The sequence below is a fragment of the Halosimplex yunnanense genome (assembly GCF_054504345.1).
Window position 1 is genome coordinate 37114 of record NZ_JBTJEL010000029.1, and the last position, 16926, is coordinate 54039.

General features: G+C 67.7%; 16 protein-coding genes and 1 tRNA gene. 9 read left to right on the forward strand and 8 right to left on the reverse strand.

Features of this window, described 5'->3' with window-relative positions; all coding sequences use genetic code 11:
- Positions 1-2283, reverse strand: a complete 2283-nt coding sequence (locus AB2U09_RS03675; protein WP_459191335.1) for a PrkA family serine protein kinase — start codon at positions 2281-2283, stop codon at positions 1-3.
- A gap of 1 nt (position 2284) precedes the next feature.
- Positions 2285-4351 (reverse strand): PrkA family serine protein kinase, encoded by a 2067-nt coding sequence (locus tag AB2U09_RS03680; RefSeq protein WP_459191336.1) that lies wholly within the window; start codon positions 4349-4351, stop codon positions 2285-2287.
- A 646-nt stretch (positions 4352-4997) separates the two neighbouring features.
- Here AB2U09_RS03680 and AB2U09_RS03685 point away from each other — a divergent pair.
- The 3 genes from AB2U09_RS03685 to AB2U09_RS03695 all read left to right on the forward strand — a co-directional run bounded on the left by AB2U09_RS03685 (position 4998) and on the right by AB2U09_RS03695 (position 6551).
- On the forward strand, positions 4998-5381 hold the full coding sequence (locus AB2U09_RS03685; protein ID WP_459191337.1) for a DUF5820 family protein: 384 nt from the start codon (positions 4998-5000) through the stop codon (positions 5379-5381).
- A 62-nt stretch (positions 5382-5443) separates the two neighbouring features.
- Entirely contained in the window at positions 5444-5893 is a 450-nt protein-coding gene (locus AB2U09_RS03690; RefSeq protein WP_459191338.1) for a UPF0179 family protein, read from the forward strand.
- A gap of 10 nt (positions 5894-5903) precedes the next feature.
- Positions 5904-6551 (forward strand): cupin domain-containing protein, encoded by a 648-nt coding sequence (locus AB2U09_RS03695; RefSeq protein ID WP_459191339.1) that lies wholly within the window; start codon positions 5904-5906, stop codon positions 6549-6551.
- Between the two features lie 56 nt (positions 6552-6607).
- Here AB2U09_RS03695 and AB2U09_RS03700 read toward each other — a convergent pair whose 3' ends face one another.
- Together AB2U09_RS03700 and AB2U09_RS03705 are read right to left on the reverse strand one after the other, a co-directional pair.
- Entirely contained in the window at positions 6608-7396 is a 789-nt protein-coding gene (locus AB2U09_RS03700) for a M14 family metallopeptidase (protein WP_459191340.1), read from the reverse strand.
- Between the two features lie 94 nt (positions 7397-7490).
- On the reverse strand, positions 7491-7988 hold the full coding sequence (locus tag AB2U09_RS03705; RefSeq protein ID WP_459191341.1) for a DUF309 domain-containing protein: 498 nt from the start codon (positions 7986-7988) through the stop codon (positions 7491-7493).
- A gap of 110 nt (positions 7989-8098) precedes the next feature.
- Here AB2U09_RS03705 and AB2U09_RS03710 point away from each other — a divergent pair, with 110 nt between their 5' ends.
- Entirely contained in the window at positions 8099-8506 is a 408-nt protein-coding gene (locus AB2U09_RS03710; RefSeq protein WP_459191342.1) for an acyl-CoA thioesterase, read from the forward strand.
- Positions 8507-8554: 48 nt separating this feature from the next.
- Here AB2U09_RS03710 and AB2U09_RS03715 read toward each other — a convergent pair whose 3' ends face one another.
- Positions 8555-9694: a S1C family serine protease gene (locus AB2U09_RS03715; protein ID WP_459191343.1), complete on the reverse strand. Its 1140-nt coding sequence runs from the start codon at positions 9692-9694 to the stop codon at positions 8555-8557.
- A gap of 207 nt (positions 9695-9901) precedes the next feature.
- Here AB2U09_RS03715 and AB2U09_RS03720 point away from each other — a divergent pair.
- Together AB2U09_RS03720 and AB2U09_RS03725 are read left to right on the forward strand one after the other, a co-directional pair.
- A tRNA-Leu gene (locus AB2U09_RS03720) sits at positions 9902-9985 on the forward strand.
- A 208-nt stretch (positions 9986-10193) separates the two neighbouring features.
- Positions 10194-10394, forward strand: coding sequence for a hypothetical protein (locus AB2U09_RS03725; protein WP_459191344.1), 201 nt, complete (start codon positions 10194-10196; stop codon positions 10392-10394).
- 139 nt (positions 10395-10533) lie between these two features.
- Here the strand turns inward: AB2U09_RS03725 and AB2U09_RS03730 are convergent, their stop codons facing one another.
- The gene (locus tag AB2U09_RS03730; protein ID WP_459191345.1) at positions 10534-11970 is read right to left on the reverse strand and encodes an FAD-dependent oxidoreductase; all 1437 of its coding nucleotides are present in this window, start codon (positions 11968-11970) and stop codon (positions 10534-10536) included.
- 130 nt (positions 11971-12100) lie between these two features.
- On the opposite strand from AB2U09_RS03730, the gene AB2U09_RS03735 reads away from it, so the two are divergent.
- Entirely contained in the window at positions 12101-12928 is an 828-nt protein-coding gene (locus tag AB2U09_RS03735) for an inositol monophosphatase family protein (protein WP_459191346.1), read from the forward strand.
- Between the two features lie 89 nt (positions 12929-13017).
- On the forward strand, positions 13018-14157 hold the full coding sequence (locus AB2U09_RS03740; RefSeq protein WP_459191347.1) for a DUF63 family protein: 1140 nt from the start codon (positions 13018-13020) through the stop codon (positions 14155-14157).
- A gap of 88 nt (positions 14158-14245) precedes the next feature.
- Here the strand turns inward: AB2U09_RS03740 and AB2U09_RS03745 are convergent, their stop codons facing one another.
- On the reverse strand, positions 14246-14401 hold the full coding sequence (locus AB2U09_RS03745) for a hypothetical protein (RefSeq protein ID WP_459191348.1): 156 nt from the start codon (positions 14399-14401) through the stop codon (positions 14246-14248).
- Positions 14402-14625: 224 nt separating this feature from the next.
- On the opposite strand from AB2U09_RS03745, the gene AB2U09_RS03750 reads away from it, so the two are divergent.
- Positions 14626-15123 (forward strand): hypothetical protein, encoded by a 498-nt coding sequence (locus AB2U09_RS03750; RefSeq protein ID WP_459191349.1) that lies wholly within the window; start codon positions 14626-14628, stop codon positions 15121-15123.
- 59 nt (positions 15124-15182) lie between these two features.
- Here AB2U09_RS03750 and AB2U09_RS03755 read toward each other — a convergent pair whose 3' ends face one another.
- The gene (locus AB2U09_RS03755; RefSeq protein WP_459191350.1) at positions 15183-16922 is read right to left on the reverse strand and encodes a SagD/YcaO family ATP-dependent cyclodehydratase; all 1740 of its coding nucleotides are present in this window, start codon (positions 16920-16922) and stop codon (positions 15183-15185) included.
- Positions 16923-16926 lie beyond the last annotated feature (4 nt).

Here is a 16926-nt window from a genome sequence, read left to right on the forward strand (position 1 = left end):
TCAGTCCCATTTGTAACTCACCTGGCTCATGACGTGGCGGCTGGTCAACTCGGCCGAGGCCTCGCTGTAGTCGAACATGTCCTGCATGTTCTCGACGGTCTTCTCCTTGAGGTCGGCCGTCTGGGTGCCGCTCGGCGGCTCGTCCCACTGGCGCGGGTCGAAGTCCTCGTAGGTCCGCTTCACGTCGTCCCACGAGTGGCTGCCGAGCACCGTCTGGATGACCGGAATCTCCTTGGGGGAGACGTCCTCGACGCGGAACTCCTCGTCGCGGCGCTGCCAGGCGTGGCGGTTGAGGGCGGTGATTATCTTGTCCTCGCGGAACGCCTCGACGGCGTCGCCCGGGCGGTCGCCGGCGTAGTCGCTCTCGTCGAAGCGGCCGAGGTGCTCGACCTCGAAGACCTTCATCTTCAGCGGGTCGGGGTCGACGTACTCGCCGCGCTCGTTCTCGATCTGCTCGTCGGTCGACCACGCGTAGACGTGTTCGATGTACTCCTCGACGGTCTCCTCGTCGACGCGCTTGTCGCGCATCATCGCGTCGAGGACGTCGTCCTCCTGCTGGCCGAAGACGTGGTTTTTCACGGGCACGACGCGCTCCTCGAAGTCCGCGGCCTCGGCGTTCGAGAACACCGGCGCGGTCGACAGGTCTTCGGCCATCGCGTTGAGGATGTCCCGTGGCATCACGACGTGTTCCACGTCGAGGTCGCCGTGGTGGCGGTCCTGTTCGCGGTGGAACAGGTCGGCGATGACGTCCCGGGTGAACGTCACCGGGATGCCGTGGCTCCCGTCGGAGCTCTCGTCGGTGAAGTCGAACTCGTCGGCCTCGATGCGTTCGTCGCCCTCCTGGAGATAGCCCCGGTCGAACAGCAGGGCCTTGTCCACGAGGTCGTGGCCGTTCGGCAGGTCGCTGACGTCGAGTCGGGTTACGACCGCGTAGAGCGCGGCCGCTTCGAGCGCGTGGGGCGCCAGTTCCTTCGCGTTCACGTCGTCGTTCTCGTCGCGGACGTGGACGGTCAGCGGCTCCTGGATCCACTCCTCGAGTTCGCCCCACGAGTCGGCGTCCCAGACCTCGGTCTCGTCGGTCAGCTCCCGCCGCAGGAGCTCGGTCTCCAGCGAGAGGTTGGTGAGGTAGGTAAACTCGTGTTTGTCGAGGCGGCGCTTGAGCGCCTTCAGCGGGTCCTGACCCTCGCGGTCGGCGTGCTGGTTGAGCTGGGCCTCCAGATCGGGGTTGGAGATGATGATCATCTGGGTGTCGATGTCCATCCCGATGCCCTTGTCCAGCTTCACCGACTTCTCGTCGGGGACGTTCAGCAGTTTCTGCAGCAAGTCGGCGTGCTGGGCGGCGTCCTCGACGACGGTGAGCAGGCCGTTACCCTGCGAGAGGACGCCGTCGTAGCTGAACGCCTGCGGGTTCTTGCGCCCGCGGGAGTCCAGTTCCTGCAACATTCCGCGCATCCACGAGCCGACGAGTCGCTCCTTGGGCGGGCCGTCGTCCTCGGAGTGGAGGACGCCGATGCCCTGGCCCACGTCGACGACGTAGTTCTTCACGCGCAGGTGTTGCGGGTCCGTGATCGCCGAGAACAGCTCCTCGACGCCCTCGCGACGGTAGTTCTCCTCGAGGTACTCGTAGGCCTCGCGGCAGAACGGGTCGAGGCGGCCCTCGACGCGGACCGGGATGTGGTCGTCGGTCTCGTCGTTCAGCCGGGCGACCAGGTCCTCGCGCACGTCTTCGGGGAAGACCGTGAGCGGGTGAACCTGCACGGGGCTCTCGTACCAGTCGTCCTCGTCGGCGACCGGCTCGTCGGCGTAGGTCAGGCCGGCGCCGTCGCTGCCGGCGCCGGCGACGTTCCACTCGACGGTGTAGCGCCGTCCCTCGTCGGTCTTGGAGTACTCGCGCAGCCCGTTGATGAGACAGCGCTTGAGCTCCGACTTCCCGGTCGCGGTGGGGCCGTCGAGCCAGACGATCTTCTCGTCTTTGCCGCGGCCCGCGGCGATCGAGCGCAGGTCGTCGACGAAGGAGTTGAGTACCTCCGTGTTCCCGAGGATGGCGTGCTCGCCGTCGTTGTGCGGGTCGTCGAAGAAGCGGTAGCGCTCCTTCTGTTCGCCCTCCTCGATGACGGTCCTGGTGCCGGCGGCCTCGATGGCGTCGAGCAGGTACTTCGAGGCGTGGGCGGCCAGTTCCGGCCGGTCGAGGACCAGGTCGACGTACTCCGCGAGGCTGCGGGGCGCCTCGTAGGTGCGGTCGAGCGACCGGTCGGCGTCGTCGATGAACTCGCTGCCGCTCATATCAGCCTTCCATCTCGCTCTTTGCGACCTCCGCGCCGGCGAACTCCAGCACCTCCCGCGCGCCCTCTTCGGAGTAGCCCTGCTCGATGAGCGCGTCGATCCACTCGTTGCGCTCGTCGTCGTCCATGTCGCCGGACGAAACCAGCGCCGAGAAGTTGATGTTGTGCTTCTTGTCCTCCCAGAGCTTCCGTTCGAGCGCGCGGCGCAGGCGGTCGTTGTCCTGCGGGTTGAACGTGTCCCCCTCGCGTGCGCGCCGGGACACCCAGTTCGACACTTCCTGTCGGAAGTCGTCCTTTCGGTCCTCGGGCAGGTCGAGCTTCTCCTCGACGCTGCGGAGGAACTGCTCGTCCGGTTCCTGCTCGCGGCCCGTGATCTCGTCCTCGACGGTGTCGTCGTCGATGTAGGCCATCACGTGGTCCATGTACTTCTCGCCCTGGCGCTGGATCTCGTCGACGTCGTAGGCCAGCGCGTGGCGCACGTCCTCGATGGCCCGCTCCTTGTACTCCTCGCGGACGAGTTCGAGGTAGCGGTGGTAGGTCTCGAACCGGTCTTCGGGGATCGAGCCGTGGTTCTCGATGTTGGCTTCGAGGTGATTGAACGTCGTTAGCGGCGAGAGGAAATCGCGGCTTCGGTGCATCGAATCCATGATGGCCTCGGCGATCTCGTCGCCGATGAACCGCGGTGAGACGCCCTCCATGCCCTCGCCGATCTCGGCCTTCTCGGCGGCCTCGTCGCGGAGCTTCTTGACGTCGATGTCCTCGGCCTCGTCGATCTCACCGTTGTAGGCCTTGGCCTTCTGGATGAGGCTGACGTTGCCGGTGTCGGGCTCTTCGATGCGGGTGAGGACGCCGAAGAGGCCGGCCATCTCCAGGGTGTGGGGCTCGACGATGATGTCGGGGAGGTCGGCGTTGTTGAGCATCTTCTCGTAGATGCGCGCCTCCTCCTCGTACTGGAGGACGTACGGGAAGTCGATCCGTTTCGTCCTGTCGTTGAACGCCTCCATCTTCTCGTCGCCCTTCTTGTCCTTGTACTCGGGCATGTTCGTCCGCCCGACGATCACCTGGTCGATGTCGATCCGGGGGTTGTTCTTCGGCTTGATCGTCTGTTCCTGGGTCGCGTGCAGGAAGTCGTAGAGGAACTCCCGCTGCAACTTGAGGAGTTCCTCGCCGGAGAAGATGCCCCGGTTGGCGTTACAGAACGCCCCCGAGTAGTCGAACGCCCGGGGGTCCGATTCGCCGTAGACGGCGATCTTCGAGTAGTTGACGTCCCCCGTGAGCTCGGTCTCGTCCTGATTTTTCTTGTCCTTGGGCTCGAACGTCTCGATGGCCTGTCGCATGTTCTCGTCGGCGACGAGACGGACGATCTCGATGTGGTTCTCCAGCACCTGCTGGAGGTCGTCGTCGTAGTGGGCGAGCAGGCGGTCCATGTAGAACTCGCTGGCCGGATCCAGCGCCTGCTCGTTGCGGATGGTGTAGGGGGCGTCCAGTTCCTCGTTGATGTCCTCGATGACCTGGTCGCGCTGCTCCTGGGGAAGCAGGACCATGGGGTCCTGGTTCATCGGGGAGCGGACGGTGTCGTCCGAGGGGTCCTGGTCCGGGATGACGTCGCAGAGGTTCGTCCACCGGAAGGTGTACATCCGCCCCTCGTTGGAGCGGGTGTAGTCCTCGTAGTAGCGGCGGACCTGCCGGTCGAAGTCGGACTTACCGGACCCGACCGGGCCGAGGAGGAGCTTGATGCGTTTCTGCGGGCCGAGCCCGCGAGCGCCGGATTTCACCTTGTTCACGAACTCGTGGATCGACTCGTGGACGATCCGACCGTAGAAGGTGTTCTCGCCGTCGTTGATCGGGTCTTCCGAGGCGAGTTTGTACTCGACGACGCCGGCGTCCTCGTCGTACTCGGTGCCGTAGTAGTCGAACATGTCGGCAACGCGCTGGTGTGCGTTGCGGGCGATCTTGGGCTCGTCGTAGAGCTGGTCGAGGTACGCCGAGAACGACCGGTACTCCCGGAGGTCCGCGGGGATCGTGTCTCTGTACTCTCGGCTCAGCTCTTCGAGGGTTTCCTGTGTCATGCTATCACGGACAGTTCGCGTCGAACTGTTCTGGCGCCAGCGCGCTTCGGCTGACGGGTGCGACCGGCGTACGGCCGCGGTTTGCTGCTCGGCGCATCGCTCCCGGGACCGTTCGCCCGGCCTCTCGTCGCCGCTGAACAACAGGGGACCGCCGGAACCGCCGGGACGAGTGTTCGATTGGCATGTGTGAACACGCAACTCCCGTGAATCGCGCGGGGCGACCCTCGGGCAGTAGCGACAGCGTACCGTGGAGCAACCACCGATACTATTTATTATATGAGGCTTGAGGACTGATAAGCCTTTCCGCGGTACGGGCCCACACGGATATTTATTTCGTGGAAATTTTACCGAAAACTGTAGTAAGTAGCCGGATCCGTGGGGATCTCGGATCAGGGGGTTGCTTGCAATATAAACGCCGGCCGATCCGTGGGGATCTACGGCGTCTCGGTGGCCGTCTCGTGTGAGTGAAGGTACCAATTAACGCAATCCGTCACTCGAGTCACGGTCACTGTATCGCCGCGTGCCGTGCGCGCGAGCGGCCCGGAAGGTCGTCGAGACGAGTCATCTACCCGGTGACGGCGGCCTCCGGTCGCTGCCTTGCACCGCCGACCGCGACACTCTTGGTCGGGGAACGACCAGTCAGAGTATGGCATTCGAGGGGCTCGACGACGACTGGGTCGTCTGGTCGGACGAGCGCGAGAAGGCGGTGCTGGCGTATCGACCCGACGTCTTCGACAGCGACGCGTTCCCGGCCCCGTGTCTCCCGACCATCTATCTCACGAAGGGCCGGCGCAGTCGCCACCCCGGCGACCAGACGCGTCCGAGCGACCCGTGGGTGGTCACGCTCTACCTCGAACCCGAGGTCAACCGCTCGCCCGACCAGTACGATACCCGTGAGGAGGCACGGGCCGGCGCGGTCGACATCGCCGGCCGGTTCGCCGACGGCGAGGTCGACTATCGGGACCTCTACCAGGTCCCGCGGGAGGAATACTTCGAGCGGCTCGACGAGCTGACCGGTCGGGGAGAGTAGCCCGATCGCTCCGCGACGGCCGAGCCGGGCAACTTAATCCGCGTCGCCGACAACTCGCAGGTATGTCGACGCTCACGCTCGTCGGGTCGCGGCTGGCCGACCCCGGCCAGGAGTTCGTCTACCGCGGCGAGTCGAGCGCCTGCGAGGGCTGTCCGTACCGCGACCAGTGTCTCAATCTCACCGAAGGGCGACGGTACCGCGTGGATTCGGTTCGCGAGAACGGGAGCACGCTCGACTGCAATGTCCACGATAGCGGCGTCGTGGCCGTCGAGGTCGAACCGGCGACGGTCCGTGCGAACGTCCCGAGTTCCAGCGCCTACGCCGGCAGTAACGTCTCCCTCGAAGGCTCCTGCCCGCACACGGACTGCCCGAGTCACGAGCTGTGCGAACCGGCAGGTATCGATTTCGACGACGAACGGACCATCCAGACGGTCGTCGGCGACCCGCCCCACGACTTCTGCGCGCTCGACCGTGACCTGACGACCGTCGTGTTCGAAGCCGACGAGGACTGAGGGCCGACGGATGGACGGGTCGAGCGACGACCGCTGGACGTGCGGTTCGGGGGAGGACCGACGGAGGGACGGGCCGAGAGACAGACCGACGGGAACGTCGTACGTCGACGACGACTGGGTGGCGAGCCCGCCCGCCGGGAAGACGGTCGCGTTCACCGAGCGCCCGGCCGACCCGGACTCGGACCCGCTGCTGTTCGAGATGTGGCTCGACGCCGACGGCTCGCACGGCCCGATGCGTCACGTCCACCCCGAACAGGACGAGTTCTTCGAGGTCATCGCCGGCACCCTGGGCGTCTTCCACGAGGGCGAGACGGCCGAGTACGGGGCGGGCGAGTCGGTGACGATCCCGGCCGGGGACGTCCACAGGTTCTGGAACGCGGGCTCGTCGGAACTGCACGTCCGCGGCGGGGTCGATCCCGGCTTGCGGACGGAGACGTTCATGCGCGTCACCTACGGACTGGCGCGGGACGGCCACCCGGTCACGCCGTCAGGGATGCCGCTGAACGTCCTGCTACTGGCGGTACTCCTCGCCGAGTTCGACGACATGCTGTACCTCGCCGCGGTACCGACGTGGCTCCAGCGCCTCGGCGTCGGCCTCGTGGCGCCACTCGGCCGCCTCGCCGGGTACGACAACGACTATCCCGAGTTCCGTCCCTGACGACGGGTCGCGCGACGCGCTCGTCGCTCGACAGGGCTCTCGGCCAGACAGGGCACTCAGCCCGACAGCGTCCCGATCCGCTCGGCCGTGTAGCCGAACACGTCCTCGTAGCCGTACGCCGAGAGGAGGACGGGGTGAAAGTCCGTGTCGGCGAGGACCGCTTCGCCGTCGGCGGCCGCGATCTTCTCGCCCGCGAGGACCTCCTCGAAGTTGTCGACGAAGACCTCGTAGCGCTCGGCGTCGTCCTTCGGCACCGGGTCGCCCAGCCGGAAGACCGGCAGGTCGGTCTGGTGTGGCGTCTGTTCGTCGGGGAGCGCCCCCGTCGCCGCGAGAAACTCGCGGGTGACCTGCCGAGCGTTGCGCGCTGCCTGGTCCGAGCCCTGGTAGCCGCACTCGACCTCGATGGTGTCGGGCGCGACCTCGAAGATCCGTCCCTCGGCGTGGCCCGTCTCGACGACCGCGTCGACCGATAACCGCGGACAGACCTCGCGGGCGAGACCACGGATCTCGTCGACGAGGGCGAACATCCCCTCGTAGGAGTGGGTCGTGTGGAGCGCCAGCGTCAGGCAGTCCCCGACTTCCTCGCCGAGGGCGTGGGCGAGACGCACCTCGTGGCTCTCCCCGTCCGCGCGTCCCGGGAACGAGCGGTTCAGGTCAGCCTCGACGTAGCGAACGCCCCGCTCGATCGCCTCCTCGTTGGCGACGACGAGCTTCACCGGCCTCGCCACGTCCGGTCGCGCTTCCATGAAGTGTTCGACCGCCTCGACCCCGGCCGGTTCGTCGCCGTGGATCCCACCGACGACGGCGATCTCGGGCTCGCCGTCGCCCAGCGTCTCGACTCGCATCGATCCGTGATACCGGATTCGACCCTATAGAAGGACCGCTTTCTCCCCGAGGCGGACGACGAGGGATCGATTCGCAGGGACGGGTCCCTGCGGCTCACTCCTCCAGCGAGTCCGCGTACGCGAGGTCCAGTTCGGTGGCGACCGGTCGCTCGCCGTCGAGCGGGATCTGCCAGCCGCGGAGGGCGGTCGGGTCCTCGAGCGCGTCCATCAACGTGTTGCGCACTTCCCGGAGGTCGACGCCGTAGTAGTCGTCGGGGACGCCCTGCAGGTACTGCAGGGCCGTCCGGAACAGCGAGCGCATGCCGTCGTCGTTCTCGAAGTCGAAGTGCTTGTACGCCCCGGCGGCGACCTGCACCATCCCGTGGAGGAACTTGCTCTCGGTCGTCCCCTGCCCGTAGTTGTACCACTCAGCCTCGAAGCAGTCGTGGGATTCGTGGTACTCGCCGGCGTTGAACAGGGCGACGCCGTGGACGACCGCGCGTCTGAGCGTCCCGTGTTCCCAGCCGTTTGACGCGCCGCGGTCGGCCCGCCACCCGGTGGGATCCCCGGACGTCGGCGGCCCGACGTCGTAGTCCTGGGTGTGTTCGTCCATTGTTCACCTCTCTGTCCCCCCGGTCCGTAATCCCGTCGGTCACTCCGGTCAAGTGCTGGCCGACATCGTGTTCCGCGACTGTTAACATCGGCCCCGTCCACACCTGAGCTATGGACGCAACGTTCGAACACGAAGTCGACGTTCGCTACCGGGACCTCGACACGTTCGGTCACGTCAACAACGTCGTCTACGGGACCTACTGCGAACAGGCCCGCGTCGCGTACGTCGAAGAGGTGCTGGGCATCGACGACATCGACGAGTTCTCGGCCGTCGTCGTCTCGCTGAACATGGACTTCCGGTCGTCGGTCACCGAGATCACGACCGTCGACGTGGGCGTCGCGGTGACCCACCTCGGGGAGTCGAGCTTCACGATGGCCTACGAGCTCCGGCAAGACGGCGACCTCGTCGTCGAGGCCGAGACGACGCAGGTGTTCGTCGATCCCGCCACCCGCGAGTCACGGTCCATCCCGTCGGAGATCCGCGAACGGGTCGCCGACTTCGAAGGCCTGGACGAGTGACGACGGAGGGTCACCCCCTCGGTAGCGGAGCCGTTCGCGCCTCGCTGTTCAGGCCCCCTGCGGATCGGGTCGCTCGCCGATGGTCACGTCGATCTGCTGGCGTTCGCCGTCGCGCAGGACGGTCATCTGGACGGTGTCGCCCGGTGACGTCTCGAGGACGAGGTAGGTCCCCAGGTCCTCGCCGGTGTCGACCTCCGTGCCATCGACCGACAGGATCACGTCGCCGCCGATCGGGATCTGCTGTCCGTCCTGCATCTCGGCGCCGGAGGCGCCCTGCAGCACGCCGCTGGCCGGTCCGCCGTCGGCGGTGGCGACGACCATGACGCCGCCGGTGCGGTTGAGGTCGTTCGCCTCGGCGACGGAGGGGCTGACGGGCGTCGTCCGCACGCCGAGGTAGGGGTAGGCGAACTCGCCGTCGTCGAGGAGTTCCGGGACGACCCGGTCGACGACCGACGCGGAGACGGCGAAGCCGATGTTCTCGGCGCCCTGCTGGGCGATCCCGGCGGTGTTGACGCCGACGACGGTCCCGTCACAGGCGATCAGGGGGCCGCCGGAGTTGCCGGGGCTGATCGGCGCGTCCATCTGTACGACGTTGGGGATCGAGAAGCTCCTGTCCGTCGGCAGCGTCCGGTTCGTGCCGCTGACGATGCCGTGGGTGATGGTCTCTTCGAGGCCGAGCGGGTTGCCGAGCGCGGCCACCTTCGAGCCGTGGTCGGGGTCGCTGGAGGCGACCGACAGTCCCTCCACGTAGTCGGGCGCGTCGGAGACGTTCACGACGGCGAGGTCGGCGTAGGTGCTCCGCCCGACGACCGTGCCGGTCCGGTACTCGCCGTCCTCGAACTGGATCTCGACGGTGTCCGCACCGCTCACCACGTGCGCGTTCGTGACGACGTGGGCGCTCCCGTTAGAACTCGCGCCGTCGGTGGCGGTCGCGTTCGCTCCGCCACCGTCACCGACCTGATAGACGAAGCCGGACCCCTGTCCGGATCCGGTCCGGACCGAGACCACCGAGCCGATGGTCTCGTCGAACAGCGACTCGTAGTCACAGCCCGACTGTTGCTGGGCGGCCTGTCCCGGGTTCGACTGGGCAGCCAGATCGCCGGTTGGCGCACCGAGCGCCATCACGGCACCGGCGCTGGTTACCGTGAGCAATGCGGTCAAAACCACTGCAACAGTTGTCCGTTGCATCAAATCGGGCTTGCCGCGTCCGACGGAAGACCCCCGTAATCGTTTCGTCGGGTTGCCGAGGTCAAACGTCGGCCCGACTTCGTTCAGCATCGGCTACCGACGCTGATAGCCTGACTGAACGCGATAAGTCTGGCGTACTCCCGGGAAGGCGCGGTGACGGCGATACCGTAGCCTATTCAAACGTATCGGTCGAACCGATTCGTGCGTGCGAGGGTAGCCAAGCCTGGAAACGGCGGCGGACTCAAGATCCGCTCCCGTAGGGGTCCAAGGGTTCAAATCCCTTCCCTCGCACTGCACGGACCCACGCGGTCCCTCGCCAGTGCGGAAGACTGTGCGAGGCCGACCGAGTCGGCCTCGATGCGAACGGGGCGGTCCCGCCCCGTGCGCGGAGCGGTCTTCCCTCGCAAACTTCTACGGCACGACTCGCCCAGGTATTCGACCGTCCAGAAATTTCCGGGTCGGGGGCAAGTTTATTGGAATCAAGTCCGAACCGTGATGTATGGCAACGGATAACACGGCCAACAACCCACTGGACGTGCCACCGCTGGAACACACCGCCTTCTTCGACATCGACACTAAAGACGGGTACGTCCACATCGACCAGTCGTGGGGCGACCAGACGCTCTACACGCCGGAGGAAGCCCGCGACATCGCCGAGTCTATCCTGGAGATGGCCGACGAGGCGCAGAAGACGGAGTAACTGGCTCGAACCGGACGTCCGCACCCAGCAGTACGCGGATCGACCGCTCGGCCCCCTAACGGAGAGCGACGCAGCCACGTTCGTCTCTTCCGGACTCTCTTTCGCTCCCGTCTGGAGAACGGCAGCCGTCTCCGCGCGGTCAGTCGGTATCGCCCTGTACCGCCTTCGCCGCCGTCAGCACGGGATCCCAGCCCGGGCCGAACGGCGGCGAGTAGCCGAGGTCGAGGTCGGCGACCTCGCCGACGGTCATCCCCGCGTGCAGCGCCGTCGCGACCGAGTTGACGCGGTGGGCACACCCCTCCTCGCCGACCAACCCGGCGCCGAGGAGACGGCCCGTCTCCCGGTCAGCGGCCATCTCGACGGTGATCCGCGACCACCCGGGGTAGTAGTGCGCTCGCGAGATCGTCGTGATCGTCTCGACGACCGGGTCGAACCCCGCCTCGCGGGCCAGGTCCGGGTCGAGAACCCCCGAAGCGGCCACCTCCAGGTCGAATATCTTCATCGTGACCGTGCCGACGACCGGGCCCTGTGGGGTCGGCGTACCGATGACCGTCGAGCCGACCGCCCGACCTCCGCGGTTCGCCGCGAGGCCGAGCGGTAGATGGACCGGCCGGTCGAGGACGAGGTGGTGCTTCTCGGCGCAGTCGCCGGCGGCGTACACGTTTTCGGCGCTCGTCCGGCCGTACTCGTCGACAGCGACGGCGCCGGTGGATCCGAGGTCGATACCCCCATTCGCGGCGAGTTCGACGTTCGGCTGGACGCCCTCGTCGAGCAGCACGGCGTCTGCGTCCACGCGGCCCCGGACAGTCTCGACCGCCGTCACGCGATCGCCCTCGCCGACGAATCGTTCGACCGGTGCGTCGAGATGCAGTGTGACACCCTGCTCGCGGAGGTGTTTCTCGACGAGGCCCGCGGCGGCGGCGCCGAACGACGGCAGTGTGAGCGGCCCCGTCTCGAAGACGTGTTCGCCGTCGTCGACGAGGTGGACGTCGAGCCCTCGGGCGGCGAACGCTTCGCCGAGTTCGAGGCCGATCTTGTTCGCACCGACGACTGCGACCCGCTCGACCGCCTCGTGGAGGTGGTCGCGGAACTCCTCGGCTTCCGGGATCGCAGCGTCGGGATGGTGGGCTTCTCCCGGCGTCAGGTACTCGCGGAGCGCACGGCCTTCTTCGAGGCTCCGGATCGTGAACACGCCACCGAGGTCCGCGCCCGGGACGTCGACGTCGGCGCCCGCGCCGCCCGTCGCCAGCAGGAGATCCCGGTATTCCAGTTCGTACCGCCCGTCCTCGCCGTCGACGGTCACGGTTCGGTCCGCGGGGTCGACGGCGACCGCCTCGTGGCGCCGTCGGAGGTCGATGCCGTACTTCCCGACGAGTTTCTCCGGGTCGGTCACGACCAGGTCCCCGACGTCCGGAATCTCGCCTTTCACGTAGTAGGGGATGCCGCAGGCGCCGTAGGACACCCACTCGCCCCGTTCGAGGACGACCACCTCCCGGTCGGGGTCCGCCCGACGAGCTTTCGCCGCGGCGCTGAGCCCGGCCGCGTCTCCACCGACGACGACGAAGCGATCGCTCATACGCGGGATACGCCCGACGGCAAGTTGTAGGACCCGATCTCCGGGGGTAACTGGTAACAGAGTGGGGTCTTCGGGGGACGAACGGACCGCATCCACAGCGGCTTTTTGCGCGGCGCTCGGAGGGCGAACCGTGACTGACGCACATCGGCGAGTGGCGGTGGCCGAGCGCGCGGCGAGAGCGGGCGGCGCCGTCGCGCGCCAGGCCTTCCGCGGGGAGTTCGACGTCGAGACGAAAGCCGACAAGAACGATCTGGTGACCGATGCCGACGAGGACGCCCAGCGGCAGGTCGTCGCGACGATCCGCGGCGAGTTCCCGAACGACGCCATCGTCGGGGAGGAAGACGCCGCGCCGCTCGGGTCGCCGGGCGAGGACGTCGAGATCCGCTCGACGGTGCCCGAGACCGGGGACGCGTGGGTCGTCGACCCGATCGACGGGACCGCCAACTTCGCGCGGGGGAACCGCTCGTGGGCGACGGCGGTCTCGGCGGTGACAGACGGCGAGATCGTCGCGGCTGCGACGTATCTGCCGGCGACCGAGGACATGTACGCCGCGGCGGGGACCGGGACGCGCAACGGGAACGCGCTGGCGGTCAGCGGCCGGACCGACCCGGAGACGTTCGCGGCGGCGTCGGTCGGCCGATTCCAGCGTGGGGAGGGCGCGGGGCTCGGCGCCATCGCGGAGGCGACCGTCGACCGACTGGGTGACTTCCGCCGGTTCGGGAGCATGCAGTCGACGCTGGCGTTCCTGGCCGGTGGCGAACTCGACGCGGCGTTCTCGACGTACACGCCCGACCCGTGGGACTCGCTCGCAGGGATCCACCTCGTCCGGCGCGCCGGCGGGACGGTGACCGATCTGGACGGCGAGCCGTGGACACCGGATCGAGAGGGGATCGTCGCGAGCAACGGCGAGGCCCACGAGGAAGTCTGCGAGGTCGCGCAGGCCGCGACGACGCGGTAGCTCCCGGTGAGGCTCTCCCACGGATCAGACAGCTACCCGAGCCGGCCGGGACCGGAAGGCTAAACAGCCAGACGTGAGGGACTGTGGGCATGGAAAGCGAGCAGACGCTGTCCGAGCGGGGCTGGCTCGCGACGTTCGTCGCAGCGCTGGTCGCGCTGGTCGGCGGGTCTATCGTCGCCACCGAGCGGGTCTACGACCGGTTCGTCTGGCAGTACTTCTGGGGCCCGATCTACTCGGACGCCAACAACGCCCGCTGTGCGGTCAAGACCGGCGACGGCGTCGAGCTGCTCGGCACCGTCGCGGACTGCCGGGCCGCCGAAGCCACCGGCGTCGTCGCCGAAACCGGCTACAGCACCGTCTCGACGGTCGGCTACATGATCGTGCTGATCTTCATGATCGCCGGGGTCTACTTCCTGCTCGACCGGCTGGACGTCGGCGAGGACAGGCGACTCTTTCTCTCGCTGGTCCCGTTCATGCTGTTCGGCGGGGCGGTTCGGGTCGTCGAGGACGTGACCGACGCGGCCGTCGGCGCCGGCGTCGAACCGATCATCAGTTACCCGCTGAACGTGCTGTTCATCAGCCCTATCATCTACGTGACGGTGTTCGTGATCACGCTAGGCGCGCTGCTCGTGAGCCTGCGGCTCGAATCGAGCGGGATCGCACACAACCGCTACAGAGCGATGGCCGGCATCGGGCTGGGCGTCCTCGTACTCACGCTCGCGTACCTGTTTTTCGTCGCGGCGACCAGGGAGTACGCGGCGTTCTACCCGCAGATCCTCGTGGTCGACCTCGGACTCGCCTCGGTGCTCGCGTACGGGATCTACGTCGCCGCCGACCGCTACGAACCGGCGATAAACATGGGAACGGGCGTCGTCGGACTCGGGATCCTCTGGGCGCACGCGGTCGACGGCGTCGCGAACGTGGTCGCGGCCGACTGGCTCCCGGAACTCGGCCACCCCATCGACGCCTACGGCGCGAAACACGTCGCCAACCGCGCTATCATCGGCATCACGGAGTCGATCCAGCCCGATTCGCTCTCGGCCGTGATCGGCACCTCGTGGCCGTTCCTGTTCGTCAAACTCGCCGTCGCGCTGGGCATCGTCTGGCTCTTCGACGAGCAGATCTTCGAGGAGAGCCCGCGCTACGCCGTCCTGCTGCTCGTCGCGGCCGCAGCCGTCGGTCTCGGTCCCGGGACGCGCGACATGCTCCGCGTCACGCTCGCCATCTGAGCGGGCGTCGAACCCCCAGCGCGGAGAGGACGAGAACCGGCGACCGGTCGCGAGTCTACGGAACGCGAAATCAGCGAGGATACAGCCGTCAGACCTGTTCGAGCGCCGCTTCGGGATAGTAGCGGCTCCCGCAGGTCGGACACTCGGCGACGGTCAACTCGTCGCCCGTCGACGGTGACGTGACGACGGTCCGCACCAGTTGCTGATCGCAGTCTGCACACGGGAGGTCGAACTCGGATACCATGATGCGCTCCTCTGCGGAACTACCTCGGGCGTCCAGAAGCGACGCCGTGTTCCGTGTGATACGTCTGCACACCACCGCATAAACCCTCGTATTAGTCGGTTTCGTTGCATATTCCGCGTCGTCCGGGGATCGAGAAAACCGACCGCCGACCGAGTCAGTGGGGCGCACCGAATATCGACAGCGCGATACCAGTTATTATTCGTTGAGGGGACCATCCCCAGACGATGTCTCACCGGATCGCCTGGGTGCTGGCGTTCGCAACTGCTGTCGGCTTCCTTGGATGGATTACCGCCGCAGTCCGCCGTGACCGCCTCCGGTCGGCATTCCTGGGCAGGGGGCGAGGCTCCCTCGTCGGTGGGATCGCCGTCGGTGCTGCGCTCGCGCTCCCGACCGCGCTTCTCCTCACCGGGTTGCCGGTCTCCGTGAACCTGCCCGCGACCGGTGGATTCCTCGCGATCGTTGTGGCTTGCTTCGCCGTGCTCGACAGGGGATATGTGTCGACTTTAGTCGCGATCGCTATTCCGGTCGCCCTGTTGCGGTTTGCGTCGCTCGGCTGTGACACGCCGACCGGGGTGGCAGCCACCTGTGTCCCACCGTCGCCGGAAGTAGCGGCGGCCCAAGCCGCCGCAGGCGCCCTGGCCGTCAGCGCCCTGGGCTATCTCGTCGGGCGCGGGGTGCTCGCTGTGCGGCAATTGCTCGCCTCCAAGCCGCCTGCGGCGTAACTGTCGCCTCGCTTCGTGAGTCGGAACCCTACCGATCCAGTCTGAACCCGGACCGATTGTCAGGGATAGGGGTGGTGGTCGCGGTCGAGTGCTGGTTCGAAGCCCATGTCCGCCGGAACGGTCCGGGCGCGTTCGCCGAAGTAGGGATCGCCGAAGAACAGCGGTTGAGACTCGGGAACGACCACGCGGACCGCTTCGAACCCGATTTTCTGGACGTCGCGCGTCGTCGTCCGCGCGCCGTAGACGGACATCCCGGCCGCGACGACGCGGTCGAGGACGGCATCGAGGTGGTCGCCGCCCTCCGGGACCTGATCCGGGCCCACCGAGTCGGCGGGCACGCTCGTTTCGGGTCTGACGAACTCGTCGGCGACCGGCGGTCGATCGGCGTACCGGCCGATGGCACCGCTGGCGTCCATCGCTCCCTCGCGGCCCATGCCGTCGAGTTCGACCCAGTTCTGGACGGCCTCGGCGAGGGCGTTTCTCGCGGCGCGGCCCGCGTCGAGGTGCGCGGCGGTGCCGAAGGCGAGTTCCGGCCACTCGTCGCGAGTCACTGCGACGGCGACGACCGGGACGTCGACGTCCTGCGTGAGGAGCAGCGCGGTCGCGTCGAGCCCCTCGGCACCGGCGCGGGCGGCCAGTCGCTCGTAGCCCTCGTCGTCCACGTCGAGGCCGAGCGGGTCGAACGTCGAGTACCAGGCGATGGTCGTCGCGTCGCGCTCGATTACCTCGTAGAGGCCCGACAGCAGCGCCTCCACCGAGGAGTTGCCGAGTCCGAGTCCCGTGGTGATCGCCGGTCGGATCGTCCGCTCTGGGGGAGGGTAGTGGACGAGTTCGGCGGGGAGCGACACCGGCTGTTCGGTCACGAGGTCGGTCCCGCGGACCCACGGCCGCTCGGCGCGGTCGCCGCCGGCGTCGACGCCGTCCTCGCCGCTTTCGGTCCAGCCGTCGGGACGGACGAACGACGACGGTTCGATGGCGTCGGCGAGATCAGTCGCGGCGGCGCGTTTGAACTCCGCGGTGCGGTAGACGCCCGCGCAGTAGCGCTCGTAGGCCTCGCCGAGGGCCTTCATGAACGCGGCGTCCCAGCCGGGGTCGACGCCGGCGGCCTGCCGGGACGCCGTCGCGTCCGCGAACGCGCTCGTGTCGCAGATCTGCGCGAGGTAGTAGGGCGCGGGGTACGACTCCGCCTCGCCGACCTGCTGGACGACGCCGACCCGGTCGTCGAGGCCCTGCTCGGCGCGAGTGAGCGCGCGCTCCACGTCGCGGTCCAGATAGCCCCTGTCGAGTACGCGGTCGCGGCCCTCGCCGCAGGCACAGTCCGGGACCGGCAGGAACGCCCGTTCGGCGTGGGGGAGTTCGACGACGGTCCCGAGCGGGTCCGACTCGGCGGGATCGAGGAACTGGACGGCGCGCCGGCCGGCGATGGCACCGGCAAATCGCGCGGTCGAATCGGACGGGGCGGCCGTCGGCTCGGCGTCGGCCTCGACGTTCGATTCGACGCGGGCGGAGAGACACCGGTAGCAGGCCCCCTCGGGATCGAAGCCGGCGACCGAAGCGTCCACCACGGGGACGCTCCCGACGGCGCCGAGTTCGACCGCGAACCACGGGACCCCGGCGTCGCGCGCGCGGTCGTTCGCTCGCTCGAACGTCGTCGCGCCGGCCTGATCGACGACGACGGCGAGGCGGGTCCCCGGGTCGAGGTCGTCGACACCGGCGCGCTCGACGGATTCGTTCGCGTCGCCCAGCGCCGCCTCGACGGCCGCGGCGGCCGGTCCCGATCCGACGACTCGGACTGTCATGCGT

Excerpts from the sequence above, each read along its gene's own strand:
- AB2U09_RS03675 (WP_459191335.1), bottom strand. The coding sequence starts at position 2,283 with ATGAGCGGCAGCGAGTTCATCGACGACGCCGACCGGTCGCTCGACCGC.
- AB2U09_RS03680 (WP_459191336.1), bottom strand. The coding sequence starts at position 4,351 with ATGACACAGGAAACCCTCGAAGAGCTGAGCCGAGAGTACAGAGACACG.
- AB2U09_RS03685 (WP_459191337.1), top strand. The coding sequence starts at position 4,998 with ATGGCATTCGAGGGGCTCGACGACGACTGGGTCGTCTGGTCGGACGAG.
- AB2U09_RS03690 (WP_459191338.1), top strand. The coding sequence starts at position 5,444 with ATGTCGACGCTCACGCTCGTCGGGTCGCGGCTGGCCGACCCCGGCCAG.
- AB2U09_RS03695 (WP_459191339.1), top strand. The coding sequence starts at position 5,904 with ATGGACGGGTCGAGCGACGACCGCTGGACGTGCGGTTCGGGGGAGGAC.
- AB2U09_RS03700 (WP_459191340.1), bottom strand. The coding sequence starts at position 7,396 with ATGCGAGTCGAGACGCTGGGCGACGGCGAGCCCGAGATCGCCGTCGTC.
- AB2U09_RS03705 (WP_459191341.1), bottom strand. The coding sequence starts at position 7,988 with ATGGACGAACACACCCAGGACTACGACGTCGGGCCGCCGACGTCCGGG.
- AB2U09_RS03710 (WP_459191342.1), top strand. The coding sequence starts at position 8,099 with ATGGACGCAACGTTCGAACACGAAGTCGACGTTCGCTACCGGGACCTC.
- AB2U09_RS03715 (WP_459191343.1), bottom strand. The coding sequence starts at position 9,694 with ATGCAACGGACAACTGTTGCAGTGGTTTTGACCGCATTGCTCACGGTA.
- AB2U09_RS03725 (WP_459191344.1), top strand. The coding sequence starts at position 10,194 with ATGGCAACGGATAACACGGCCAACAACCCACTGGACGTGCCACCGCTG.
- AB2U09_RS03730 (WP_459191345.1), bottom strand. The coding sequence starts at position 11,970 with ATGAGCGATCGCTTCGTCGTCGTCGGTGGAGACGCGGCCGGGCTCAGC.
- AB2U09_RS03740 (WP_459191347.1), top strand. The coding sequence starts at position 13,018 with ATGGAAAGCGAGCAGACGCTGTCCGAGCGGGGCTGGCTCGCGACGTTC.
- AB2U09_RS03745 (WP_459191348.1), bottom strand. The coding sequence starts at position 14,401 with ATGGTATCCGAGTTCGACCTCCCGTGTGCAGACTGCGATCAGCAACTG.
- AB2U09_RS03750 (WP_459191349.1), top strand. The coding sequence starts at position 14,626 with ATGTCTCACCGGATCGCCTGGGTGCTGGCGTTCGCAACTGCTGTCGGC.
- AB2U09_RS03755 (WP_459191350.1), bottom strand. The coding sequence starts at position 16,922 with ATGACAGTCCGAGTCGTCGGATCGGGACCGGCCGCCGCGGCCGTCGAG.